Raw genomic sequence first — 24,250 nt, 5'->3', positions numbered from 1 at the left:
GCCATGGCGCCGGGCGAGGCGATCGCGGCCTTCCTCGAGCACCTCGCGGTGGAGAAACAGGCCTCGCCGCATACCCTCGATGCCTACCGCCGCGACCTTGCGGCCTTTACGGCCTGGCTGGAGGCGCAGGGGCTCGCCGCGGTGGCCGCCATCGATGGCCTCGCCCTGCGCCGCTTCGTCGCCGACGAGCACGCCCGCGGCCTTGCGCCGGCCAGCGTGCAGCGCCGGCTCTCGGCCTGCCGCGCCCTGTTCCGCTGGCTTCTGAAGCATGGCCATCTCGCCGCCGATCCCGCCGCCGGCCTGCGTGGCCCGAGGGCGCCGCGCAAGCTGCCGCAGGTGCTGGACGTCGATGAGATGGGCCAGCTCGTCGAAGTGCCGACGGCAGCGCCGCTCGGGGTGCGCGACCGGGCGATGCTGGAACTCTTCTATTCTTCGGGCCTGCGCGTCTCGGAGCTCTGCGCCCTGCGCTGGGGCGACCTCGACCTCGACGGCGGCGAAGTGCGGGTGCTGGGCAAGGGCCGCAAGACCCGCATCGTGCCGGTGGGGCGCCACGCGCGCGCGGCCCTGGCCGCGTGGCGGGCCGAGGCCCTGGCGACCGTGCCCGGCCCCGAGGCCGCGGCACGGCCGGTGTTCCCGGGCCGCGGCGGCGCGCCGATCAGCCCGCGCGCCGTGCAGAAGCGGGTGCGCGAGCTGGCGATGCGCCAGGGCGTGTGGAAGCGCGTGCATCCGCACCTGCTGCGCCACAGTTTCGCCAGCCACGTGCTGGAGAGTTCCGGCGACCTGCGCGGCGTGCAGGAACTGCTGGGCCACGCCAACATCGCCACCACCCAGATCTACACCCACCTCGATTTCCAGCATCTGGCGAAGGTGTACGACAGCGCCCATCCGCGGGCGCGGCGCAAGCCCTGAACGCCGAAGGCCCGGCGGGGCCGGGCCTTCGGCGAAGGATGAGGACGGAGGCGTTCAGCGCCCTGCGGTGCGCGGCTGCGCCACCCAGGCCGGCAGCCGGCGTGCCCACTGCGAGAAGGCGCGGTCGGTGTCCTGCCAGATGCCCACCCGCGGCACGCCATCGCTGAAGCTGCCCATGTAGCGGTCCTCCAGCACGGCCACCTCCTGCCCGTCGCGCTCCAGGCGGAAGCGCACCGCGGCGCCGCCGGCGTAGACGGACTCGAAGCCGAGGCCGGGTTCGCGCTGGTAGTCGGCCATGGTCGGCCGGCTGGACTCGAGGCGGGTGAGGGTGGGCTGCACCACCAGCACGCCGGGGCCGGGCGCATCGACCACGGTGAAGCCGCGGTCGAAGCCGCGGCGCAGGGCGGCCGCGAGATCGGCGGCCCGGGCCTCGGCATCGCGCTCCAGCACCGGGCGCGGGCCATCGCCGCGGCGGTCGAAGCGCCGGGCCTCGGGCAGCTCGAGCGTGGCCGGGGCGATGTAGACCTGCTGTACCTGGGCGAGGGCGGCGGGCAGCTTCACCTCGACCTGCTGGAAGGCGGATGCCGGCAGGGCGACGAGCAGGGCGGGCAGGGCGGCAATGAGCGGCAGGCGGCGCATGGCAGGCTCCTCGTGCAGCGGATGCCTCCGAGCATAGGCCCGCCATGGGCGCTGGCAAGGCCCGGCGCCACGTCCATTCAGCCGCCCGTCGCGCGGCGTTCAGCCCGGTCTTCACGGCGCGGGGCTCGCGGCAGGCCGCCGTTTCCGGCCATGCTTCGCGTCCTGCCGATGCCCCTGGCCCCGTTGCGCCGATGAACGCCCGTCCAACCGCGATCACCCTGCACCGCGTCTCGCGGCTGCTGGAAGTGGCCTTCGACGATGGCCAGACCTTCCGCCTGCCGGCGGAGTACCTGCGGGTGGAATCGCCCAGCGCCGAGGTGCAGGGGCATTCGCCAGACCAGAAAGTGCTGGTGGCGGGCAAGCGCGGGGTGGCCATCGAGGCGGTGGAGCCGGTGGGCCATTACGCCGTGCTGCTGCGCTTCAGCGATGGCCATGCCACCGGGCTCTACACCTGGGACTACCTGCACCGGCTGGGGCGTGAGCAGGCCGAGCGCTGGGCCGCCTACGAGCAGGCCCTGGCGGCGGCCGGGCTCGAGCGCGGCTGAGCCTGGCCGCTGGCCCCGGCCAGGGCGGGGGGCGGCTCCGGCATAATCGGCGGATGGACGAGACGAACCGCCCCGAGGGCACCACCCACTTCGGCTTCCGCGACGTGCCCGTGGCCGAGAAGGCCCGCCTGGTGCGCGGCGTGTTCACCTCGGTGGCCGGCAAGTACGACCTGATGAACGACCTGATGAGCCTGGGCGTGCACCGGCTCTGGAAGCGGCATTTCGTCGCCACCTCGGGGGTGGCGAAAGGCGACCGGGTCCTCGATCTTGCCGGTGGCACCGGCGACATCGCCGCCCTGCTGCACGAGCGGGTGGGCGAGAGCGGCGAGGTGGTGGTGGGCGACATCAACGCCGCCATGCTCGGGGTGGGCCGCGACCGCATGACCGACCGGGGCCTCGTGCGCGGCCTGCGCTGGGTGCAGCTGAACGCCGAGGCCCTGCCCTTCCCGGACGCCAGCTTCGACCTCGTCACCATCGCTTTTGGCCTGCGCAATGTCACCGACAAGGCCCGCGCCCTGCGCGAGATGCACCGGGTGCTGAAGCCCGGCGGCAAGGCCCTGGTGCTGGAGTTCTCCGAAGTGAAGCCAGAGTGGCTGCGGCCGCTCTACGACTTCCATAGCTTCCAGGTGCTGCCGCGGCTCGGCCGGCTCATCGCCAACGATGCCGGCAGCTACCAGTACCTCGCCGAGAGCATCCGCAAGCATCCGCCGCAGGAGGCGTTGAAGGCGATGATGGCCGAGGCCGGCTTCGAGCGCTGCGACTACCGCAATCTCTCGGCCGGCATCTGCGCCATCCATTCCGGCTGCAAGGCCTGAACGGCCGCTACGCGCTCAGTCGGTGCGGGCGCGGAAGGCCTCCTCCAGCGAGATCTCGCCGCGTGCCGCCATTGCCGCCGCGGTCGCGGTGAGCGGCACCATGCCTTCCTGCACCGCCACGGCATGGATGCGGTCGGCTTCCGCGCCCGCCCGGACCAGCGGCAGGATGCCGGGTGAGACGGTGAGCAGTTCGTAGGCGGCGGTGCGCCCGCGCATGCCGAGGCCCTCGCATTCCGCACAGCCCCGGCCTTTCCAGTAAGGGGCGTCTGCCGGCAGGCCGAGCAGGCCGGCAATGCGCGGGTCGGCCTGTGTCCTGGCCTTGCAGTGCGGGCAGATCCGGCGCACCAGACGTTGCGACATGGCGCCGAGCAGACTGGCCCGCAGCAGGTAGGGTTCGACGCCGAGGTCGAGCAGGCGGGTCACTGCCGTGGCAGCGGTATTGGTATGCAGGGTGCTGAGCACGAGGTGCCCGGTCAGGGCGCTCTCGATGGCGATCTCTGCGGTCTCCCGGTCGCGGATCTCGCCCACCATGATCACGTCGGGATCGTGGCGGAGGAAGTTGCGCATGGCCGAGGCGAAGGTGAAGCCGGCGGGGCCGCAGACGAGGAACAGGCCATGGTCGGCGGCCAGGAGGTCGTCGATGCGCTGGCGGTCGGTGGGCGAGAGCCCGATCTGGTCGAGGCTGCGCAGGCCCTGCGAGCTGTCCAGCAGCCGGATCGCCACGCTTTCGCCGTGGATGCTCGGCAGCACCGAGATGCGCAGGTCCACCGGCCGGCCATCGGGAAGCACGAAGGTGGTGCGGCCGTCCTGCGCCGTGCGGTGCTCGGCGAGGTTCATCCGGCCCAGCACCTTGATGCGCGACACCAGGGCCGGAAGCAGGTCGGGCAGGAAGCGCCGTACCGGTACCAGTTCGTCATCGATGCGGTACAGCAGTTCCGTCCCGTGCTCGCCCGGGCGGAGATGCAGGTCGGAGGCGCGCCGCGAGACGGCGTCGGCGATCGCGTCGTTGATCATGCGGATGATCGGTGCCTGCGCCGCCAGCCGCTCCATGTCGGCCGCCGCCACGGCCTCGGGGTCGCGCTCCCGGTCGAGGCCGAGCTGGCGGGCCACCTCGAGGTCGTCCTGGTAGTCGTAATGCGCCGCCAGTGCGGCCTCCAGCGCCTGCGGATCGGCGGCAAGCGGGATCACCGTGCAGTCGGTGAGGAAGCCAATGCCCTGGAGGGCCTCGAGGTCATGGGGGCGTGCCATCGCCACCGCGAGCAGGTGGCCATGGCGCCGCAGCGGCAGGCTGGCGAAGCGGCGCGCCGCCTGCCCCGGGACCTGGGCCAGGGCGCGCGGGTCGGGTTCGACATGGGCGACGTCCACCGAGGCCGCGAGGCCATGGGGCATCACCTCCAGTCCCGAGGCAAGGCGGGAGAGAAAGTGGTCCAGCTGGGCGCTGTCCTGGAACGTCGGCGGCAGGGGCGGGGGCATGCGCCCACTCTCTCCCGCCGGAACCGCACCGCGTTTGAGTAGACTCAAATGCTGCCCGGCCCCTGTTTGGACCGCCCGATGCGCCTGCTCTTCGCCCTTGCCCTCTCTGCCTTTGCCACCGTGGCCCTGGCCAGTTCCCGGGCCGATGATGAACACAGCCATGCCCAGCCGCAGCTGGTGCGGATCACCGACATGGCCCTCGACCTGCGGGTGGACTTCGCCACCCGCACCCTGCAGGGCGAGGTGGTGCACACCCTGGCCTGGGCCGATCCGAAGGCCACCGGCCCGGCGGAGCTGGTGCTCGACACCCGCGATCTTGCCATCGAGCGGGTGCAGGCCCGGGTGGGCGAGGGCCGCTGGCAGCGTGCTGCCTTCACCCTCGGCGAGCCGGACGAGATCCTCGGCCGCCGCCTCGTGATCTCCCTGCCGGGGCGGGTGGAGGCGGTGCGCATCCGCTACCGCACCTCGCCCGAGGCCTCGGGCCTGCAGTGGATGCCGCCTGCGCTCACCGCCACCGGCAGGCAGCCGCTGCTGTTCAGCCAGTCGCAGGCCATCCATGCCCGCAGCTGGGTGCCGCTGCAGGACACGCCCTCGGTACGCTTCACCTACAGCGCGCGGGTGCGCACCCCGGCCGGGCTGATGGCGCTGATGAGCGCCGACAACCGCCCGGACGCCCAGCCCACCGGCGACTACCGCTTCCGCATGCCGCAGCCGATCCCGAGCTACCTGCTCGCGATCGCGGTGGGCGATTTCCGCTTCAAGCCGCTCTCGCCGCGCGCCGGTATCTGGGCCGAGGCCCCGGTGCTCGACAGGGCCGTGGCCGAGTTCGCCGACACCGAGGCGATGATCGCGGCCACCGAGGCGCTCTACGGCCCCTACCGCTGGGAGCGCTACGACCTCCTGATCCTGCCCGCCAGCTTCCCCTACGGCGGCATGGAGAACCCGCGGCTTTCCTTCATCACTCCCACGGTCATCGTCGGCGACAAGTCGCTGGTCTCGCTGATCGCCCATGAACTGGCGCATTCCTGGTCGGGCAACCTGGTCACCAATGCCAGCTGGAAGGACTTCTGGTTGAACGAGGGCTTCACCAGCTACGTCGAGAACCGCATCGTCGAGCAGGTGTTCGGCGCCGAGCAGGCCGCGATGGAGAACGTGGTGGCCCAGGCCGGGCTGCGCGAGGCGCTGCGCAGCCTGCCCCCCGAGCGCCAGGTGCTGGCCCTGCCGGCCACGCCGGGAGGCGACCCGGAGGACGCCACCAATGACGTGGCCTACATCAAGGGCCAGTGGTTCCTGATCTTCCTCGAGCAGCGCTTCGGCCGCGAGGTGTTCGACCCCTTCCTGCGCAAGTGGTTCGACGAGCACGCCTTCAAGAGCGTGACCACCGACGATTTCCTCGCCTTCCTGCGCCGCGAGCTGCTGGCGAAGCATCCGGGCAAGGTCAGCGACGCGGAGGTGGCGGCGTGGATCGCCGGCCCCGGCCTGCCCGATACCGCAGTGCCGGCCACCTCGGCCCGTCTCGAGGCCGTGGACGCCGCGCGTACGCGCTGGCTCGAGGGCCAGACCACGGCCCGCGGCATCGACACCTCGCGCTGGATCACCCAGGAGTGGGTGCACTTCCTCGAGGGGCTGCCGGCCGACATCAGCGCCCAGCAGCTGCTGGAGATCGACGGCGCCTTCCGCCTCACCGGCACCGCCAATGGCGAGATCGCCCAGCGCTGGTATCCGATCACGGTGCGTGCCGGCTACTTCGAGGCGCGGCCGGCGCTGGCGCAGTTCCTGCGCAAGGTGGGGCGGCGCAAGCTGATCCTGCCGATCTACCGGGCGCTGGCCGAGCAGTCGGAGGGCGACCGCGTCTTCGCCCGCCAGGTGTTCCAGCAGGCCGCGCCGGGCTACCACCCGATCACCCGCGCCAGCGTGCAGGCCCTGCTCGACGCCAGGGCGCCCTGAGCCATGGCTGCGGCGCAGCGCCTGGCGGGGGAGCCGCGCAGCGATGCGCGCCGCAGGCGCTGGCGGCGGATCGTGTGGCTCTCGCTGGGCCTCGACCTGCTGCTGGTGATCGGCCTCCTCGCCTGGAAGCCGGAGTGGGCGCTGGCCGCCTACGTGGCGGTGCAGCGCTGGCAGGCCGGGGCCAGCGAGCGGACGGTCGAGGTGGAGGGGCAGCGCCTCGTGCAGCTCGAGGCCGGGCCGGAGTCGGCGCCGCTGGTGGTGCTGCTGCACGGCTTCACCGGCAGCAAGGAGAACTGGCTGCCGCTGATGGCGGCACTCTCCGGCGAGTACCGCCTCGTCGCTCCGGACCTGGCCGGCTGGGGCGAAAGCCAGCGCCTGCCGGGGGCCGACTACGGCGTGCGCGCCCAGGCCGGGCGCATCGCCGCCTGGCTCGACACCCTGCCGCGCCCGCCCGAGCTGCTCGTGGGCCATTCGATGGGGGGGCATATCGCCGCCCTGGTGGCCGCCACCCGGCCGGAGAAGATACGGCGCCTCGCCCTCGTCTCCGCCGCTGGCGTGCCCTTCGAGGAGAACGCCTTCGGTCGCGCCGTGCTCGCGGGCGGGCATCCCTTCGCGGTGGAGGATCGCGCCAGCCTCGACCGCTACCTCGGCCTGGTCTTCGCCGACCCGCCCTTCGTGCCCTGGCCGGTAGACCGCGCCTTCATCCGCCGCCGCATCGCCGACCGCGACTTCGAGCTGGCGGTGCTGGCCCGCCTGCGCGGCGAGGAGCGCTTCGCCGTGCAGCCCCTGCTGGGGCAGATCCGCGCTCCTACCCTGCTGCTGTGGTGCGAGGGCGACCGGGTGATCGACCCGAGCGCCGCCGCTGCCTACGCCGCCGGCCTTGCCGACTCGCGCACCGTGCTGCTGCCGGGCTGCGGGCACATGCCGATGATGGAGGACGTGGCGGGCACGGCGGCGGCGCTGCGGGAGGCGCTGGGGCGGTAGCGTCGCGGGCGGTGGTCGTCGCTGGCGAGCCTGCCTGCCGCGTGCGGCCCTTCTCTGGAGCGCCTGCCTCGTGCGGACGGCGGTCGTGGCTGGCGAGCCTGCCTGCCGCGTGCGGCATTTCGCTCTTCCCTCGGTCGGGGCAGTCCTGCCCCGACTCGGGCGCTCGCCATCCATGGCTCGCTTGCCGCGAAACGCCACCCGCGGCGTCGCGGCTCGCGGCGAAACACCCGGAGCGCCGCGAAGGCAGGCGCTTCTCGACCAACTGCCGCATGCCGCGGGCAGGCCCGCCAGCCGAGACGCCCGTCAGCACAAGGCAGGCGCTCCCCGCCCCGCTACCGCGCTCAGAACCGCCCGCGCTGCTCCGTCTTGCGGAAGGCATTGCCCTCCACGTAGTTCGGCCAGGCCTCGCTGGTCGCCAGCGTGTGGCCCACCGCGAACAGCAGCTGCAGGTCCTGCACCACGCCGCGAAGGTCCCAGGCGGGGTCGAAGTTGTCGCCCACCTTGTGGTAGCGGTTCGCCACGTAGTCGGCCTGCCAGGCAAGGCCGTACTCGCTGCCCTTCTCCACATGGTCCACGCCGCCCTTGGCGTACAGCGCCGGCACGCCGGCCTTGGCGAAGTTGAAGTGGTCGGAGCGGAAGAAGTAGCCGTTCTGCGGGGCGCTCTCCTCCACCAGCACGCGGCCCTGGGTCTTGGCGAAGCGGCGGGCGAGGTCGTCGAGTTCGGAATTGCCGAGGCCGATCACCACGAGGTCGCGGGTGGGGCCGATCACGCTCATGGCATCGAGGTTGATCGCCGCCACGGTCTTCTCCAGCGGTACCAGCGGGTGGGCGGCGTAGTACTTCGAGCCGAGCAGGCCGGATTCCTCGAGGGTGACGAACAGGAACACCACGCTGCGCTCGGGCGGGGTCTTGAGGGTGGTGAACAGCTCGGCGATCTCCAGCACGCCGGCCACGCCGGTGGCGTTGTCCACCGCGCCATTGAAGATGCGGTCGCCGAGGCCGGAGAAATTGCGGCCGAGGTGGTCCCAGTGGGCGAGGTAGACGATGGCTTCGTCCGGGCGGGTGCTGCCGGGCAGTACCGCCACCACGTTCTGCGAGGTGCCGCTGCGGGTGCTGCTCTCGAGCGTGAGCGAGAGGCGGGCCTCGAGTGGCACGGCGCGGAAGCCGGGGCGGCTGGCGGCGGCGCGCAGGGCCTCGAAATCGAGGCCGGCGTCGGCGAACAGGGCGCGGGCGGTGGCGTCGTTGATCCAGCCCTGGGCCGGCAGGCGCGGCTCCGGGTCCTCGCTCGGGGGCAGGTCGAACTGCGGGCCGCCCCAGCTGTTCTGCACCACTTCCCAGGGGTAGGCGGCACCGGCATCGTCGTGGATGATCAGCGCCGCCGCAGCGCCCTGGCGGGCCGCTTCCTCGTACTTGTAGGTCCAGCGGCCGTAGTAGGTCATGCGCCTGCCGCCGAACAGGGTCTCGTCGCCGACATGGAAGCCCGGGTCGTTGATCAGCATGACCACGGTCTTGCCCTTCACGTCGAGGCCTTCGTAGTCGTTCCAGCCGAGTTCCGGCGCGTTCACGCCATAGCCGACGAACACGAGCTCGCTGTCCTCGATCGTGACCGAGGCCTGGCCGCTGCGGGTGCCCACCACGGCCTCCGGGCCGAGGGCCGGGGCGAGGCTGCGCTTGGGCGTGGCGAGCGAGAGCCGGCTGGCCTCGAAGTCGGCCTTGGTCTCCACCATCGGCACGTCCTGGGTATAGGCCTCGCCGTTGCCGGGCTTGAGGCCGAGGCGCTTCAGCTGCTCGACGAGGTAGGCCACGGTCCTGGTCTCGCCCACGCTGCCGGGCGCGCGGCCGGCGAACTCGTCGCTGGCCAGCACCTCGACATGGGCGCGGAAGTCCTCGGCCGAGATCTCGGGGCCGAAGCCGTGGCGGTGGGTGCTGCCATCCACCGGCGGTACCGGTGCCGCCAGCGCGGCGGCGGAGAGCAGGACGAGGCCTGCGAAGGGAATCAGGCGCATCTCGGGCCATCCTTCAGGGAACGTGGCCCGATTGTAGGCGCCGCGGCGGCGCTTGCCCTGCCGCAGCGCCGCATGGATCAGAGCGGCGCTTCGTCGCCTTCGTAGCGCACCGGCGTGGCGCCCTGCACCTCGCCGATGCGGGCGCTGGCATGCACGAACAGGCGCACCTCGCGTTCGAACACCATCGGCCCGTGCACCCTGGCGTCGCGGCCGATCACCACCCGCGGCAGGGTCTCGGTGCCCCAGTTCCACCAGCCGCGGTTCGGCTTCTCGACCTGGATCGAGCCGGCCTCGGCGCCCTTGTCGAGCAGGATGTCGCCGTTCACCGTGCGCACCCGGCCGCGCACCACCGCGCCCTCGAGGGTGATGGCGCCGTTCACCGTGTCGGCGTTGCGGCCCACGCGGCTGCCCTGGCCGATGCGGATGCCGCCGTTCACCGTCTCCACCGAGCCGTCGATCTCGCAGGCCTCGCCGATGCGGATGCCGCCGTTCACCGTCTCGGCCTGGCCGAGGCGCACGCGGTTGGCCAGGGTGATGCCGCCGTTCACCGTCTCGGCCTTGCCCACCTCGGCGCCCTCGCCGAGGCTGATGCCGCCATTCACCGTCTCGGCGCCGCGCACCCGCGCCCCGGCCTGCACGGTGATGCCGCCGTTCACGGTGGACAGGCTGCCGTATTCCACCCCGGCCTCGGCATTGAGGGCGCCGAAGACCTTCGATTCGTTGCGCGGGGCCTCGGCCAGGGCGAGGCCGGCGGCCAGCAGGAGGCCGAGCGTCGGGGCGAGGCGCAGGCTGCGGCGGGAGCGTGGATGCGGGCGACGGGACGGGGCAGGCATGGCGGTGCTCCGGGCATTCGGGTGGCGTCGGGCACCATCCTGCGCCCCGGCCGCTAGACTTGTCGTCTCCCGTTCGTCACTGGTGCCTCCGTCATGGCCGTGCCGCCCAAACCCGTCCTGCTGCTCATCCTCGATGGCTGGGGCCATCGCGAGGACCCGGCGGACAATGCCATCGCCCTTGCCGAGCTGCCGCACTGGCGGCGCCTGCTGGCCGACTGCCCGCATACCCTCGTCCACACCGAGGGCCGCCATGTCGGCCTGCCGGACGGGCAGATGGGCAATTCCGAGGTCGGGCACATGAACATCGGCGCCGGCCGCATCGTCTACCAGGACCTGACCCGGGTGGATGCCGCCATCGAGGATGGCAGCTTCTTCACCAATGCCGAGTTCCTGGCCGCCTGCCATGCCGCCCGCGAGGCCGGCGGCACCCTGCACCTGATGGGCCTGCTCTCGCCGGGCGGCGTGCATTCGCACGAGGCGCACCTGTTCGCCCTGATCGAGCTGGCACGGCGCGAGGGCCTGCCGCGGGTGGCGGTGCATGCCTTCCTCGACGGCCGCGACATGCCGCCGAAGTCGGCCGCCCCCTCGCTGCGGGCCCTGGCGGAGGCCTGCGCCAGGGCAGGCAATGCCCGGCTCGCCAGCGTCTGCGGCCGCTACTACGCCATGGACCGCGACCAGCGCTGGGAGCGGATCGAGGCCGCCTACCGCGCCATCACCGATGCCCATGCCCCGTTCGCGGCGGCCGACGGCCTCGCGGCCCTCGAGGCGGCCTACGCCCGCGGCGAGAGCGACGAGTTCGTGAAGCCCACGGTCATCGAGGGCGCCCAGCCGATGCGCGATGGCGATGCCGTGGTGTTCTTCAACTTCCGCGCCGACCGCGCCCGCCAGCTCACCACCGCCTTCACCGTGCCCGGCTTCGAGGGCTTCGCCCGTCCGCGGCCGATCGCGCTTTCGCGCTTCGTCGGCATGGCCGAGTACGCCGCCGGCCTGCCGGCCGGGGTGGCCTTCCCGCCCGAGGACCTGCGCGACACCCTGGGCGAGGTGGTGTCTGCCGCGGGGCTTACCCAGCTGCGCATCGCCGAGACCGAGAAGTACGCCCACGTCACCTTCTTCTTCAGCGGCGGGCGCGAGCAGGAATATCCCGGCGAGACGCGCATCCTGGTGCCCTCGCCGAAGGTGGCCACCTACGACTTGAAGCCGGAGATGAGCTGCCCGGAAGTGACCGACCGTCTCGTCGAGGCGATCCGGCATGGCGGCTATGCCTTCATCGCCTGCAACATCGCCAACCCGGACATGGTGGGCCATACCGGCGACCTCGTTGCGGCGATCAAGGCCGCCGAGGCGGTGGATGCCGCCCTGGGCCGGCTGCGCGAGGCGATCGAGGCGGTGGGCGGGGCCATGCTGGTCACCGCCGACCATGGCAACCTCGAGCTGATGCGCGACCCGGAGACCGGCCAGCCGCATACCGCGCACACCGTGGGCCCGGTGCCTTTCGTCTACCTCGGCGGCCCCGGCCGGCGCCTGCGCGATGGTGGCGCCCTGCGCGACATCGCGCCCACCGTGCTCGAGCTGCTCGGCCTGCCGAAGCCAGCGGCGATGAGCGGCCAGAGCCTGCTGCTGCCTGCCTGATGGCGGGGGCCTCGCGGCTGGCGGCGGGACTGGCCCTGCTGGCGGCGCTGCTTGCCGCCCCGGCCTTCGCCCAGCCGGCCGATCCGGCCCGTGCCGCCCGCGAGGCGGAGCTGGAGCGCCAGCTCGCCGAACTGAAGCGCCGTGTCGTGGCCCTGGCTGCCGAGCAGCGCCGCGCCGAAGCCGAGCGCAGCGAAGCCTTGGCCGCCCTGCGCGAGGCCGACACCGCCGTGGCCCGCGCCGATGCCGCGCTCGCCGCGGCCGAGGCCGAGCAGCGGGCCCGGGAGGCCGAGCTGGCGGCCAAGGAAGCCGAGCAGGCCGCCGTGGCCGCGTCGCTCGCCACCCAGCGCGAGGCACTGGCCCGCCTGGTGCGGGCGGCCTATGCCGCCGGCCGGCACGAGCAGCTCAAGCTGCTGCTGGCCCAGGACCAGGTGGGGGCGATGGTGCGCGCGCTGGCCTACCACCGCTACGTGCAGGCCGACCGCGAGCGCCGGGTGCGCGCCCTGCTCGCCGAGATGGAGGCCCTGGCCCTGCTGGCGGCCGAGGTGCGCGAGCGCCGCGCCGAGGCAGCGGCCGCCGCCGCCGCTGCTGCCGAGGCCAGCCGGGCCCTCGCCGCCGAGCGCGATGCCCGGCGCGCCACCCTGGCCGGGCTCGAGGCCCGTTTCCGCGATGGCGAGGCACGGCTGGCCGCCCTGGGCCGCGACCAGCGCGCCGTCGAGGCCCTGCTCGCCGAACTGCGCGATGCCCTGTCCGACATCCCCAGGCAGCTCGGCGACGACCGTCCCTTCGCCACCCGTCGCGGGCAGTTGCCACTGCCGGTGGCCGGCGCCCGCGTGCTCCAGCGCTTCGGCAGCCCGCAACCCGGCGGCCAGGCCAGCGAGGGCCTGCGCTTTTCCGTGCCGCGCGGCAGCCCGGTACGTGCCGTGGCCCCGGGCCGGGTGGCCTATGCCGACTGGCTGCGCGGCTACGGCCTGCTGCTGATCCTCGACCACGGCGGCGGCTGGATGAGCCTGTATGCCAACAACGACGCCCTGGTGCGCGGAGTGGGCGACTGGGTGCAGCAGGGCGAGGTGCTGGCCCGCGCCGGCAGCTCGGGCGGGCAGGGCGAGCCTTCGCTCTACTTCGAGCTGCGCCGCGACGGCAGGCCCGTCGATCCGCGCGGCTGGTGGCGCTGAACGGCAGCCCCGCGGCGAGACGCGGCCTGCACACCGCGGCCCGCGACGGCGGGATAATGGCCCGTCCAACCGGGCCCGCCATGCGCCTCTCCCCCCTCGCCCATCTCCCGCTCCTGATCGCCGCCGCCGGCCTCGCGGCGGCTTTGCCCGTGGCCGCCACGCCGCCGGTCAATCCCGAGCCGCCGCTTGCCGTGCCGGACTCGCCGGCCGTGCCGCTGGAGGAGATCCGCCGCTTCGTCGAGGTGTTCCGCACCATCCAGCAGGGCTATGTCGATCCGATCGACGATGCCCGGCTGATGCGCTCGGCGATCCGCGCCCTGCTCGCCGATCTCGACCCGCACAGCGCCTACCTGCCTGCCACCAGCGCCGGGGCCCTGCGCGAGGAGATCGAGGGCGTGTACGACGGCATCGGCGTCGAGGTGGACGTGCGGCCCGACCGCAGCCTGCGCGTGGTGGGCGCCATCGAGGGTGGCCCGGCGCAGCAGGCCGGCCTGCGCACCGGCGATGTCATCGTGGCCATCGACGGCCGCCCGGTGGGCAGCCGCCGCGACGAGGCGCCGGCCCAGGCCCTGCGCGGCACCGCCGGCACCAGCGTGCGGCTCTCGGTGCTGCGCCCCGGCGAGGCCCAGCCCCGCGACTACACCCTGGTGCGGCGGCGCATCGCCGCCGGCAGCGTGGATGCCCGCCTGCTCGAACCCGGCTACGGCTACCTTCGCATCCGCTACTTCGAGGGAGATACCGCCGACGAGACGCGCCGCGCCGTCGAGCGCCTCGCCCGCGAGTCCGGCGGCCCGCTCGCCGGCCTGGTGCTCGACCTGCGCAACAACCCCGGCGGCCTGCTCACCACCGCCGTGGCCACCGCCGACCTCTTCCTCGAGGAAGGCCCCATCGTCAGCACCCGCGGCCGCACCCCGGTGGCCAACACCCTCTACCGCGCCACTCCCGGCGACCTGCTCGGCGGCGCCCCGATGGCCGTGCTGCTCGACGTCGGCACGGCAAGCTCGGCGGAAGTGGTGGCCGGCGCCCTGCGCGACCAGCGCCGCGCCCTGCTGCTCGGCGCCCGCAGCTTCGGCAAGGGCTCGGTACAGACCGTGGTCGACCTCGGCAATGGCGATGCGGTGAAGCTCACCACCGCCCGCTACTACACCCCTGCCGGACGTTCCATCCAGGCCGTGGGCATCGCCCCCGACGTGCGTCTGCCCGGCACCCCAGTGCGCGGCCTGCGCGAGCAGGACCTGCCGAGCCACCTGCAGGGCGAGGGCGAGGTGGCCGACGGCTATGCCACCGGCACCATCATCGAAGGCGAGTCGGCGGTGGCCGAGGCCCTGCGCCGGGTGAAGCAGGCCGCCGCCAGCCGGCAGGCCACGGCCCGGCGCCCCGGCGGTGCGGGCTGAGGCGGCGTTTTCAGCCCGAGGGCCGGTGGGCGACGACGAAGAGCCCGGCACCGATCAAAAGGCAGCCGAGCAGCACCCGCGGCGTGATCTGCTCCTTGAGCAGCAGCCAGGCCAGCAGCACGGCGACGATGAAGCTGCCCTTGTCGATCAGCGCCACGGTCGAGACCTCGCCGTCCTTCAGCGCCTTGTAGTAGAAGACCCAGGACACCGCCGTGGTCACCCCCGAGGCGCCGAGCCAGAACAGGTTGCGGGCATCGAGGGCGCCGAGTTCCTTCGTCTCCACGAAGACCGCGGCGAAGCCGAGCACGAACACGGCGACGAAGACGGTGCGCACCGCGAGGCCCAGTTCGCCCGAGATGCCCTGCAGGCCCATCTTGGCGATGACCGAGGTGAAACCCGCGAAGAGCATCGAGACGATGGCATAGCCAACCCACTTTTCCATGCGGCCTCCGGGGTGAGGTATCGGAAGACGGTTGCCTTGCCGTCTAGCTGTGATGTTTCAAGAGGTTGTTCCCCTCTGGCCGGAGGGCGAAGCTGATGTCGCCAAACACCCAGCTTCCATCCGCGAGGGGAACAACCATGCACAAGAATGCGCGCCTGACCGTGAAGGGTCGAGAGGTGCTGATCGGCCGCCTGCAGGCTGGACAACGCGTGGCCGAAGTCGCCCAGGCGATGGGCCTGTCGGAAACGACGGTCCGGAAGTGGTGGCGCCGCTTTCGCGACGGCGAAGGCCTGCACGACCGCAGCAGCCGGCCGCACTCGAGTCCACGGGCGATCGGGGCCGAGCGGCGCGCGCAGATCGAAGCGCTGCGCCGGCAGCGCCGTTGCGGGCGACTGATCGCGCAGACCCTCGGGCTTTCGGTCGCGACGGTGTCACGCGTGCTGCGCCGGGCCGGGCTGAGTCGCTGGCGCGAGCTGGAGCCGCAGGCGCCGGTGGTGCGCTACGAGCGCCAAGCGCCGGTCGAGCTGGTCCACATCGATACCAAGAAACTGGGGCGGATTGGCGCGCCCGGGCATCGGGTCACCGGGCATCGCACTCACCGCAGCCGTGGCATCGGCTGGGAGTTCGCGCACGTCGCGATCGACGACCATTCGCGCACGTCGCTGGTGACGATGGCCGAGGACGAGCGCCAGGACAGCGCGGTGGCGTTCCTGGAACAGGTGGTGGCGCACTACCGCGCCTGCGGCATCAAGGTGCAGCGGGTGATGACCGACAACGGGTCGGCTTACCAGTCCAAGGCGTTCGCGGCCGCCTGCCGGCGGCTGGGCGTGCGCCACCTGCGCACCCGGCCGTACACCCCGCAGACCAATGGCAAGGCCGAGCGGTTCATCCAGACCTGCCTGCGCGAATGGGCGTATGCCGCGAGCTATGCCACGTCGCAGCAGCGCCGCGAGGCGCTGCGGGACTGGCTGCATCACTACAACTGTCACCGCCCACACAGCGCACTCGGCGGTCGCCCACCCATCAGTCGTTTGCCGTTCGGGCAAAACAACCTGTTGAAACTCCACAGCTAGCCACGCATCTGATCGCAAAGCGCCGGTTCGCAAAGCTGCAAGGCTTGGCCGCTAGCCATTCGTCCAAGCCGACGCCGCTTCGCGGCGCGGCTTAACTCAGGTGTTAGCTCGCCGGCCGGAGCCGGCGGGCGAGGCGCAGCCCGAGCCACGCCGCGGGCAGGTAGGCCAGCAGCAGGTCGATGGCGAGGAACCACGCGGGCGCTGGCAGCATTGTCGCCGCTGCGATCCCGCCCAGCAGGAACAGCACGCCCACCGCCCAGGCCGGCCCGGCACTTCGCTGCGGCGCCAGCCCGCAGGCCAAGGTCGCGCCGCCGAAGGTGCCCAGCGCGTGGGCGAGGAAGGGGAACACGAAGTGCTGCGGAGCACCAGTCCGAGTATTCGTCGCAGTGGGCGGCGCGACCGACGACAAAGCGCGACTGAAGCAGCTCGAGAAGGAGAACCGCGAGCTGCGGCAGGCGAACGAGACCTACCACCTGCACAAGGCCCGCGAGGCGGCGCCCGAGACGCGGCCGGCGCGCTGGCATCGCGACGAGGCGCTGTCGGCCACGATCGAGCGCGTCTGGCGCGAGAACAAGTCGGTGTATGGCGCGGACAAGGTCTGGAAGCAGCTTCACCGCGAAGGTGTCGCGGCGGCGCGCTGCACGGTCGAGCGGCTGATGCGGCGGGCCGGGCTGAAAGGGGTGCGGCGCGGCGATCCGAAGCGTTGGCGGCCCATCGATGAGGTCGAGGAGAAGCCGCTGGACAAGGTCAACCGCCAGTTCAAGGCCGATCGGCCGAATGCGTTGTGGGTCTCGGACTTCACCTACATCGCCACGTGGCAGGGCTTCATCTACGCGGCCCTCGTCATCGACGTCTTCGCGAGGCGGATCGTCGGCTGGCGGGTATCGGGCTCGGCGCAGACGCAGTTCGTGCTGGACGCGCTGGAACAGGCGGTATGGAGCCGCCGGCCGGGCGAGAAGTTGGTGCACCACAGCGACCGCGGCAGCCAATACGTGTCGATCCGCTACACCGACCGCCTGCTGGACGCCGGGATCGAGCCCTCGGTGGGCAGTGTGGGCGATTCCTACGACAACGCGCTGGCCGAGACGGTGATCGGCCTGTTCAAAACCGAGGTGATCTACCGGCAGACCTGGCGGGGCCGCGAGGACGTCGAATGGGCGGTGGCTGATTGGGTGCAGTGGTACAACACAAAGCGACTGCTGGGGCCGATCGGCTACATTCCCCCGGCGGAAGCCGAGGCGGCGTTCTACGCCGAAACCAGTGGTTACGCCAAAGCGGCGTGACTCAATGAAAACAGCCTCCGGAAAAGCCGGGGCGGTTCAAACTTGCGCATGAAGTTCGTGTGAGGTAGCGTCCCGCTCGGAATTCCCCCGCCCCCCGATTGGCTCAGGATGAGTCCCTCCCCCCAATGCACACCTTGCTTTGTCTTTTCGCGCGCCCAGGAATTCTTCTTGGCGCCTTTTCGCTCGCGGCGCGCACCTCCCTTGTTGCGATTCCGCTTACCGTGGCCGCTTGCATTACGTTCATGCCTGCTCATGTGCAGGCGCAAACGCAGCCGCCTAGTGAGTGGCAAGGAACAACCTACTGCTATTCAAACAGCCAGCGTAATACGCCTGAACAGTGTTTCCCTACGCTGGGTGAAGCGCAGAGCTACCTAGAACAGACCTTCCCTGAATACCGGGGCAAGCTTCGAGCAAGTCAGTACCAGCCGTCTTTGGTTGCCGCAGAGGGTGCGGCAAAGCAAACAATCTCGTTTGTCGTTGATCGCGAAGAAGTGGAATGGCAGGGCACGCCGGCATTCGACGTCGGTGGGTGGAACACCTCGAACACGAGCTTTCACCTCTGTGCCGCAGTGGGTGAAGAAGCCCTGCGCGGCCCAGTATTCACTTCTGCTTGGTGTGCGAACGAAGCAGAGATGATTGGCAACGTGATTGCGATGTTCCGACAAAACAACCCGCAATGTGGTTACCAGGGAGAGCCCAAGGGTGCATTGGGCACCCCAAACCAGATCTTTCTCAACGTCTTGTACTTCGGTTCGGATCCGGGACGACGCTTAGAATTGAGTTGGCAGTGTCCGCACCATTCTGAGCGTCAAACGCTTGATATGGTGATTAGGCAGACCATCCCTTACCGCTGTGCAGAAGGGTTTTCCGCCGGGGGTAATCCTGAGATGTGGCCGCGCATCTGCCTGCCGCATGGCCCAAGTCACCAGATCACAAAGACCACGCGGCGCGCCGCAACCTGCCCCGCTAACGACCGCCCTTGCTTCCCCGCGACGGGCGACAAGGCGCGCTACGAGCGCGACTTCGTATTTGGCGGCATCCCTTTCACTCGCACCTATCACTCACTGGATTCCGACGGTGATTTCCCGGGCGCGATCGGCGCCTCATTCGGTGCCGGGTGGACCACCCTTCTGTCGCAGCGCGCCAATACCGCGGGGTGGCTGACCGACTCCAATGGTCACTACGACGGGGCGCGATATGCTGGTTCAGTGAGCATCGGCGGAGCGAGCGCTAATGCCTATCGCTCAAGTCGGGACGGCGAGCGCCTAACCTTGGTGCTGGCTAACGAGATTCGCGTGATTGATGCCAAGCGTCAGCAATGGGTCTTTCAACGTACGCCTTCAGGGTCGCCTGGCCTTCTGATCTCTGTTGTCAACCTGAGCGACCCCAGTGTTGGATTCACAATCCAACGGGGCGCTAATGGATTGGTCACGGCGTTGGTGGATAGGCATGGGCGCCGACTCACTTTCGTCCATGAGTCTCCAAAGATCCTGATCCCGAACATTGCGTGCGAACGCGCAAGCGAACGGTTTGGTTGCACCACCGAGCTTCGGTTGCCTCGCGTCACTCGAATTGAGCTGCCAGACGGCTCTTCGCTGGACTACACCTATGACCGCTGGGGCAATCTCGCCAGGGTGGCCTATCCGGATGGTCGCTACCGAAACTATCACTACGGTGAGCCAGATCTTGCCTCGACGCCAACGGGTCACTTTGGCATGCACCAGCTCACTGGCATTAGCGACGAGACCGGCGTGCGGGTGATGCGTTTCGGCTACACCCCCTATGGCAGCGTGCGCCTCAGTGAAGTGGTGACAGCGAATGGAGTCACTGAGAAGACTACATTGCGGTATCTGAGCCGCACCGAGGTTGAAACCACGCAGCCGGAAGGCTATCAGCGGCGCTATACGATCAGCGATGATCCTTATCGTCGCATTACCGCGATTGCTGCGCCAAATGGGACAGAGCGCTGGACCTACAACAGTAACAACCAGCTCACAGAGCATCAGGACGCAAAGGGCCAACGAACATCCTACGAGTATTCCAATGCTGCGCCCTCGGCAGTTGTTGAGGCGGCCGGAACGAGTCTGCAGCGGCGTGTAGAGACCGATTTGCATCCGATCTGGAACCAGCCGACGGAACGTCGGATCAAGAACGCAGCCGGACAGAGCGTGCGCCGCGAGACATTCACCTACGACGTCAAGGGCGCACTGCTCACGGCCTCGGTGCAGGACCCGTCCTCGCCCTTGATTCAGACCACGACGATGACGCGCGACCCCGAAGGCCGCCTCCTCACCATCGACGGCCCGCGCACGGATGTGGCGGACGTCACTACCTACACTTACTTCGATGCCGAGGATCCGGCCTGTGGCTCGTCGCCGACGACGTGCTTGTTCCGCAAGGGCGACCTGAAGTCCGTCACCAACGCGCTGGGCTACACCACGCACTTCGTCCGCTACGACGGCGCCGGTCGCCTGCTGGAAAGCCGCGACGCCAACGGGCTGCTGAGCACCTTCACCTACACCCCGCGCGGCTGGCTGGCCTCGCGCACGGTGGGCGGGCTCACCACCCGCATCGACTACACCGCGGTGGGCGACGTAGAGAAGGTCACCACGCCGGACGGCCGCTCGCTCACCTACACCTACGACACCGCGCGCCGCCTGACGGCCGTGCAGGACCAGCGCGGCAACCGCATCGACTGGACGCTGGACAACGCCGGCAACCGCACGGCGGAGGCGGTGAAGGACGCCTCGGGCACCCTGCGCCGCACGCTCACCCAGCAGTTCAACACGCTGGGCCGGCTCTCGCAGGCCGCCAACGCGGCGGGGCAGGCCACGCTGTTCACGCAGGACGCGAACGGCAACCTCGACCTCGTCAGCGACCCGCTGAACCGCACTACCGACCAGGACGTCGACGCGCTCGACCGCGTCACGAAGCAGCTGCAGGACGTGGCGGGGCTGAACGTCGAAACGCAGTTCGGCTACGACGCGCTGGACCAGCTCACTACGGTCACCGACCCGAAGGGCCTGATCACGCGTTACACCCACGACGGCTTGGGCAACCTGCTGAAACTGGAAAGCCCGGACACCGGCACCACCACCTACACGGTGGACGCCGCCGGCAACCGCCGCAGCCAGACCGACGCCCGCGGCGTGACGGTGAACTACGCCTACGACGCGCTGAACCGCCTCACCGGCATCACGTTCCCCACCGCCGCGCTGAACACCACGTTCGTCTACGACAGCGCCACCGGCTGCCCGGCGGGCGAGACCTTCGCGCTGGGCCGTCTGTCGTCGATGACGGACGCCAGCGGCAGCACGCGCTGGTGCTACGACCTGCTGGGCCGCCTCACCCGCAAGGTGCAGGTGACCAATGGCCGCACGTTCACCACGGCCTACGCCTACGACGCGCAAGGGCGCCTGAGCACGCAGACCCTGCCGAGCGGCGCCATCGTCAAGTTCGGCTATGCCACCGGCGAAGTGAGCACCGTGGCCGTGCGCCTGCCCGGCAGCAGCGTCGACCTGCCCCTGATCAACGGCATCGAGCGCCTGCCCTTCGGGCCGGTGTCGAAGCTGACCTACGGCAACGGCCGCACGCAGGCCCGCGCGTACGACCTCGATTACGCCATCGACCGCATCACCAGTAGCGAGGCCAGCGGCTGGACGCAGGACTACGGCGTGGACGCGGTGGGCAACCTCGCGGCCATCCTCGGCACCGGCGCGAACAACCGCTTCCGGTATGACGGCCTCGACCGCCTGACGCACGCCGACAACACCAGCAACGTCACGCAGCGCCAGTACCCGGTCGACAAGACGGGCAACCGCACGGGCAAGCAGACGGCGGCGAACGGCGCGATCACGCCGTACAGCTACGAGGCCACCAGCCACCGCCTGACCCAGACCGGCACCGAGGCCCGCACCTACGACGCGGTAGGCAACCCGCGCAGCATCGGTGCACGGCAGCTCACCTACGACGACCGCAGCCGCCTGACGGTGTTCGTCAACGGCAGCACCACGCGGCGCTACCAGTACACCGGCCAGGGCCTGCGCGTGCGGAAGTGGACGAGCAGCAACACCTCGGGCAACACCTACTTCGTCTACAACGAGAACGCGCAGCTGATCGGCGAGTACGACAACGCCGGCGCGCGCGTGCAGGAAATCATCTGGCTCGGCAACCTGCCGATCGGCGTGATCGCGGGCAGCGCGGCCACCCCGGTGCTGCACTACATCGAGAGCGACCACCTCGGCACGCCGCGCGTGATCGTGGAGGCCGCCCGCAACGTCGGGATCTGGCGCTGGAACCAGACGAACGACCCCTTCGGCGAGAGCACCCCGAACCAGAACCCGGACGGCGACACGACGAGCTTCACGTTCAATCTGAGGTTCGCCGGGCAGTACCGCGACAGCGAGAGCGGGTGGTACTACAACGTGCACCGCTACTACGACCCGAGCATCGGGCGGTATCTGGAGAGCGATCCGATTGGGCTGGGGGGTGGGATCAGCACCTACGGCTATGTGGGGGCGAATCCGCTTCGCTCTGTTGATCCACTTGGTTTAGCTGACTTGATCTTGCTAAAGCCTAGTGCAAATGGCTATGCGAATGCCGTTGCGCTTAAAAGCCCGCCGGGAGTGTTTTCCGTTGTGGGGCATGGCAACCCTGGTGCCGTAAATGATGGTTATGGTGGGTTGCTCACGCCGGCCGAACTTGCTCAAAGAATCAGGAGACACCCTAAGTACGCGGAGGGAATGCCTGTTGAGTTGTATGCGTGCCGTACCGGACAGGAAGACTACGCAAGAGATTTGGCTGAAGAGCTTGAAGCCGATGTCTCGGCGCCAAATGAAAGAGTTTGGATATACCGTGACGGCAGAGTGATTATTGCGCCACATACTTCGCCGCCGTCGGAGTGGCCTGATCTAAGCAGGCGGGGAAACATGATTTTGTTTCCGTATGGAGGTAAATAATGAATAGGCTGACTATTGCCGCTTTGGTTTTTCTCCTTTCCGCATCGACACAGGTTTTCGCTGAAGGGGGAGAGAAGCCCGTGGATATCTCGCATCAATTCGAAATTGAAGAATCCAATCTCAATTCCAAGGTCGAATCCGCATTAAACGGATCACCTCAGGATGCACTTGACGTTTTTTGGTTTTACCTTGACCGAGGGAACAAAGACGAGGCTCTGTATTGGTCTCGGGTGGCAATGGAAAATGGAAGCGACTTGGGACGAAAAAACTATGCGTCGCTCCTTTTGGAGCGGTGCGATCAGAGATCGGTCGCCAGGGCGAGATTTCATTTGCGGATTCTCGTCAATCAAGGAAACGAGGATGCGCAGGTGTTGCTCAATAAACTCAATGCAGAGTTGAGGCCACCTGCAGGCCATGGCAATCAAGCCTGTCCAGATGCCCCACCCGGCGACTAACCTCGCGCGTCCTCCGCTCGCGAAGTCGCTCCGGGGTTGGGCAATCCTGCCCAACCCGTTCACCACCGCGCGCGGCTGTGCCGCGCGAGCGCGGTGGCTCACCTTCGACACGGGCGCGAACACCCGCTTCCGCTACGACGGCCTCGACCGCCTGACGCATGCCGACAACACCAGCAACGTCACGCAGCGCCAGTACCCGGTCGACAAGACGGGCAACCGCACCGGCAAGCAGACGGCGGCGAACGGCGCGATCACGCCCTACAGCTACGAGACCACCAGCCACCGCCTGACCCAAACCGGCACCGAGGCCCGCACCTACGACGCGGTGGGTAACCCGATCACCATCGGTGCACGGCAGCTCACCTACGACGACCGCAGCCGTCTGACGGTGTTCGTCAACGGCACCACCACGCGGCGCTACCAGTACACCGGCCAGGGCCTGCGCGTGCGGAAGTGGACGAGCAGCAACACCAGCGGCAACACCTACTTCGTCTACAACGAGAGCGCGCAGCTCATCGGCGAGTACGACAACGCCGGCGCCCGCGTGCAGGAGATCATCTGGCTCGGCAACCTGCCGGTCGGCGTGATCGCTGGCACCGCGGCCACCCCGGTGCTGCACTACATCGAGAGCGACCACCTCGGCACGCCGCGCGTGATCGTGGAGGCCACCCGCAACGTCGGGATCTGGCGCTGGAACCAGAGCAACGACCCGTTCGGCGAGAGCAGCCCGAACCAGAACCCGGATGGCGACGCGACGAGCTTCACGTTCAACCTGCGCTTTGCCGGGCAGTACCGCGACAGCGAGAGCGGGTGGTACTACAACGTGCACCGCTACTACGACCCGAGCATCGGGCGGTATCTGGAGAGCGATCCGATTGGTCTAAACGGCGGCATCTCGACGTATAGCTACGTCGGAGCGGCGCCGCTTACGGCTAATGATCCGTTGGGGTTGTTTGGACAGTCTGCGTCGCAGGCCTTTGCCGGTGCTTATAGCGGCGGGCGCATGAATCAGATTCAAGGTCAAGGACGATTCCAGCAGGCGATGAGTAGGGAGTATTCCGTCGGTTTAGGCGGTACGGCATTCGGCTCGATCAAAGGGGGCTCGCTTGGCGTAAGCGTTGCTGTATCGGGGTGGGCGCTTAGCATTGTTGGGCAGTCGTGCTTCGGTCTCGGCGGTGGCGCATTCATTGGAGGTGGGCTCCAATTCGGTGCCCAGAACGTGACGTCGTGCGACCTTGAGAAGGATTCCTGGATCAGCCACCAGCTTCAGTTTGAAGGCGGGAAAGGGGTTGTAGGTGGCGCCGCTATCGATTTGAGTGGTTCCGGCATTTCGGTGAATCCGAGTGACAAGCTAAAGCTTGGAGTGGGCGCAGGCGGCTATGCGGCGGGCATGATGTGCATCAATGGGCGATGGATCATCGTCGACTGGAGATAGATGAATGCGCTTTGGTGATTTTCCTCTGCGGCCCCTCACTATTGGCGCAGTGGTTTTCGTTCTCCTCATGCGTGAGGTTTCGAATCAGTACTCGCTCCCATGGGTGCTTTGGGTCGCTACTGGGATCGCGTTAGCAGTGATGCTGTTGGATCTCTTTCGCTGGCTGTGACCTGCCTGGCGATTTTCGGTCCAGTTGAAAGTTGAGAGGATGGCTCCCGACGAAGACGAGGAGCCCATGCGTAAGTCCCGATTCACCGA

Annotated in this window: 18 protein-coding genes and 1 pseudogene; 13 read left to right on the top strand and 6 right to left on the bottom strand. The window is 69.3% G+C overall.

What is annotated here, in order from left to right:
- The first annotated feature begins 3 nt into the window (after nucleotides 1–3).
- Entirely contained in the window at nucleotides 4–909 is a 906-nt protein-coding gene (xerC, locus tag G408_RS0108865; protein WP_037412887.1) for a tyrosine recombinase XerC, read from the top strand.
- A 54-nt stretch (nucleotides 910–963) separates the two neighbouring features.
- Here xerC and G408_RS0108860 read toward each other — a convergent pair whose 3' ends face one another.
- The gene (locus G408_RS0108860) at nucleotides 964–1,548 is read right to left on the bottom strand and encodes a DUF3313 family protein (protein WP_028770795.1); all 585 of its coding nucleotides are present in this window, start codon (nucleotides 1,546–1,548) and stop codon (nucleotides 964–966) included.
- Nucleotides 1,549–1,739: 191 nt separating this feature from the next.
- Here G408_RS0108860 and G408_RS0108855 point away from each other — a divergent pair, with 191 nt between their 5' ends.
- A complete protein-coding gene (locus G408_RS0108855) occupies nucleotides 1,740–2,093 on the top strand; it encodes a gamma-butyrobetaine hydroxylase family protein (RefSeq protein WP_028770794.1) in 354 nt (117 codons plus the stop codon).
- A gap of 53 nt (nucleotides 2,094–2,146) precedes the next feature.
- A complete protein-coding gene (gene ubiE / locus G408_RS0108850) occupies nucleotides 2,147–2,908 on the top strand; it encodes a bifunctional demethylmenaquinone methyltransferase/2-methoxy-6-polyprenyl-1,4-benzoquinol methylase UbiE (RefSeq protein ID WP_028770793.1) in 762 nt (253 codons plus the stop codon).
- Between the two features lie 15 nt (nucleotides 2,909–2,923).
- Here ubiE and G408_RS15345 read toward each other — a convergent pair whose 3' ends face one another.
- The gene (locus G408_RS15345; RefSeq protein ID WP_028770792.1) at nucleotides 2,924–4,381 is read right to left on the bottom strand and encodes a GspE/PulE family protein; all 1,458 of its coding nucleotides are present in this window, start codon (nucleotides 4,379–4,381) and stop codon (nucleotides 2,924–2,926) included.
- Between the two features lie 78 nt (nucleotides 4,382–4,459).
- On the opposite strand from G408_RS15345, the gene G408_RS0108840 reads away from it, so the two are divergent.
- Both G408_RS0108840 and G408_RS13955 read left to right on the top strand, forming a co-directional pair.
- On the top strand, nucleotides 4,460–6,328 hold the full coding sequence (locus tag G408_RS0108840) for a M1 family metallopeptidase (protein ID WP_028770791.1): 1,869 nt from the start codon (nucleotides 4,460–4,462) through the stop codon (nucleotides 6,326–6,328).
- A 3-nt stretch (nucleotides 6,329–6,331) separates the two neighbouring features.
- Nucleotides 6,332–7,312 carry an alpha/beta fold hydrolase gene (locus G408_RS13955; protein ID WP_051282817.1) on the top strand — a complete coding sequence of 327 codons (981 nt, stop codon included), beginning with the start codon at nucleotides 6,332–6,334 and terminating at the stop codon, nucleotides 7,310–7,312.
- 341 nt (nucleotides 7,313–7,653) lie between these two features.
- Here G408_RS13955 and G408_RS13950 read toward each other — a convergent pair whose 3' ends face one another.
- Together G408_RS13950 and G408_RS0108825 are read right to left on the bottom strand one after the other, a co-directional pair.
- The gene (locus G408_RS13950) at nucleotides 7,654–9,318 is read right to left on the bottom strand and encodes a M28 family metallopeptidase (protein ID WP_051282816.1); all 1,665 of its coding nucleotides are present in this window, start codon (nucleotides 9,316–9,318) and stop codon (nucleotides 7,654–7,656) included.
- A gap of 77 nt (nucleotides 9,319–9,395) precedes the next feature.
- A complete protein-coding gene (locus G408_RS0108825) occupies nucleotides 9,396–10,151 on the bottom strand; it encodes a DUF4097 family beta strand repeat-containing protein (RefSeq protein ID WP_051282815.1) in 756 nt (251 codons plus the stop codon).
- Between the two features lie 93 nt (nucleotides 10,152–10,244).
- Here G408_RS0108825 and gpmI point away from each other — a divergent pair, with 93 nt between their 5' ends.
- The 3 genes from gpmI to G408_RS13945 all read left to right on the top strand — a co-directional run bounded on the left by gpmI (nucleotide 10,245) and on the right by G408_RS13945 (nucleotide 14,346).
- Complete coding sequence (gene gpmI, locus G408_RS0108820) at nucleotides 10,245–11,780, top strand: 2,3-bisphosphoglycerate-independent phosphoglycerate mutase (RefSeq protein WP_028770789.1); 1,536 nt, start codon at nucleotides 10,245–10,247, stop codon at nucleotides 11,778–11,780.
- On the top strand, nucleotides 11,780–12,952 hold the full coding sequence (locus G408_RS0108815) for a murein hydrolase activator EnvC family protein (RefSeq protein ID WP_037412886.1): 1,173 nt from the start codon (nucleotides 11,780–11,782) through the stop codon (nucleotides 12,950–12,952). Before gpmI ends, G408_RS0108815 begins: the two co-directional genes overlap by 1 nt.
- 80 nt (nucleotides 12,953–13,032) lie before the next feature.
- Nucleotides 13,033–14,346 (top strand): S41 family peptidase, encoded by a 1,314-nt coding sequence (locus G408_RS13945; RefSeq protein ID WP_051282814.1) that lies wholly within the window; start codon nucleotides 13,033–13,035, stop codon nucleotides 14,344–14,346.
- A 10-nt stretch (nucleotides 14,347–14,356) separates the two neighbouring features.
- On the opposite strand, the gene G408_RS0108805 is transcribed toward G408_RS13945, so the two are convergent.
- The gene (locus G408_RS0108805; RefSeq protein ID WP_028770788.1) at nucleotides 14,357–14,788 is read right to left on the bottom strand and encodes an EamA family transporter; all 432 of its coding nucleotides are present in this window, start codon (nucleotides 14,786–14,788) and stop codon (nucleotides 14,357–14,359) included.
- A gap of 137 nt (nucleotides 14,789–14,925) precedes the next feature.
- On the opposite strand from G408_RS0108805, the gene G408_RS0108800 reads away from it, so the two are divergent.
- Nucleotides 14,926–15,861, top strand: coding sequence for an IS481 family transposase (locus tag G408_RS0108800; protein WP_028770787.1), 936 nt, complete (start codon nucleotides 14,926–14,928; stop codon nucleotides 15,859–15,861).
- A gap of 103 nt (nucleotides 15,862–15,964) precedes the next feature.
- Here G408_RS0108800 and G408_RS15340 read toward each other — a convergent pair whose 3' ends face one another.
- Entirely contained in the window at nucleotides 15,965–16,210 is a 246-nt protein-coding gene (locus tag G408_RS15340) for a hypothetical protein (RefSeq protein ID WP_051282813.1), read from the bottom strand.
- A 40-nt stretch (nucleotides 16,211–16,250) separates the two neighbouring features.
- Between G408_RS15340 and G408_RS0108790 the strand changes: the two are divergent.
- The 4 genes and pseudogenes from G408_RS0108790 to G408_RS14815 all read left to right on the top strand — a co-directional run.
- Nucleotides 16,251–17,144: pseudogene (locus G408_RS0108790) on the top strand (IS3 family transposase); the annotation flags it as partial.
- A 125-nt stretch (nucleotides 17,145–17,269) separates the two neighbouring features.
- A complete protein-coding gene (locus G408_RS15130; RefSeq protein ID WP_084628157.1) occupies nucleotides 17,270–22,102 on the top strand; it encodes an RHS repeat-associated core domain-containing protein in 4,833 nt (1,610 codons plus the stop codon).
- Nucleotides 22,102–22,557, top strand: coding sequence for a hypothetical protein (locus G408_RS15335; RefSeq protein WP_156890114.1), 456 nt, complete (start codon nucleotides 22,102–22,104; stop codon nucleotides 22,555–22,557). Before G408_RS15130 ends, G408_RS15335 begins: the two co-directional genes overlap by 1 nt.
- Nucleotides 22,517–23,992: an RHS repeat-associated core domain-containing protein gene (locus tag G408_RS14815; protein WP_051282811.1), complete on the top strand. Its 1,476-nt coding sequence runs from the start codon at nucleotides 22,517–22,519 to the stop codon at nucleotides 23,990–23,992. Before G408_RS15335 ends, G408_RS14815 begins: the two co-directional genes overlap by 41 nt.
- Nucleotides 23,993–24,250: the final 258 nt, after the last annotated feature.

Source organism: Silanimonas lenta DSM 16282 (assembly GCF_000429065.1).
In the GTDB taxonomy this organism is placed as follows: domain Bacteria; phylum Pseudomonadota; class Gammaproteobacteria; order Xanthomonadales; family Xanthomonadaceae; genus Silanimonas; species Silanimonas lenta.
This window is presented reverse-complemented; position numbering and strand designations above follow the sequence as displayed.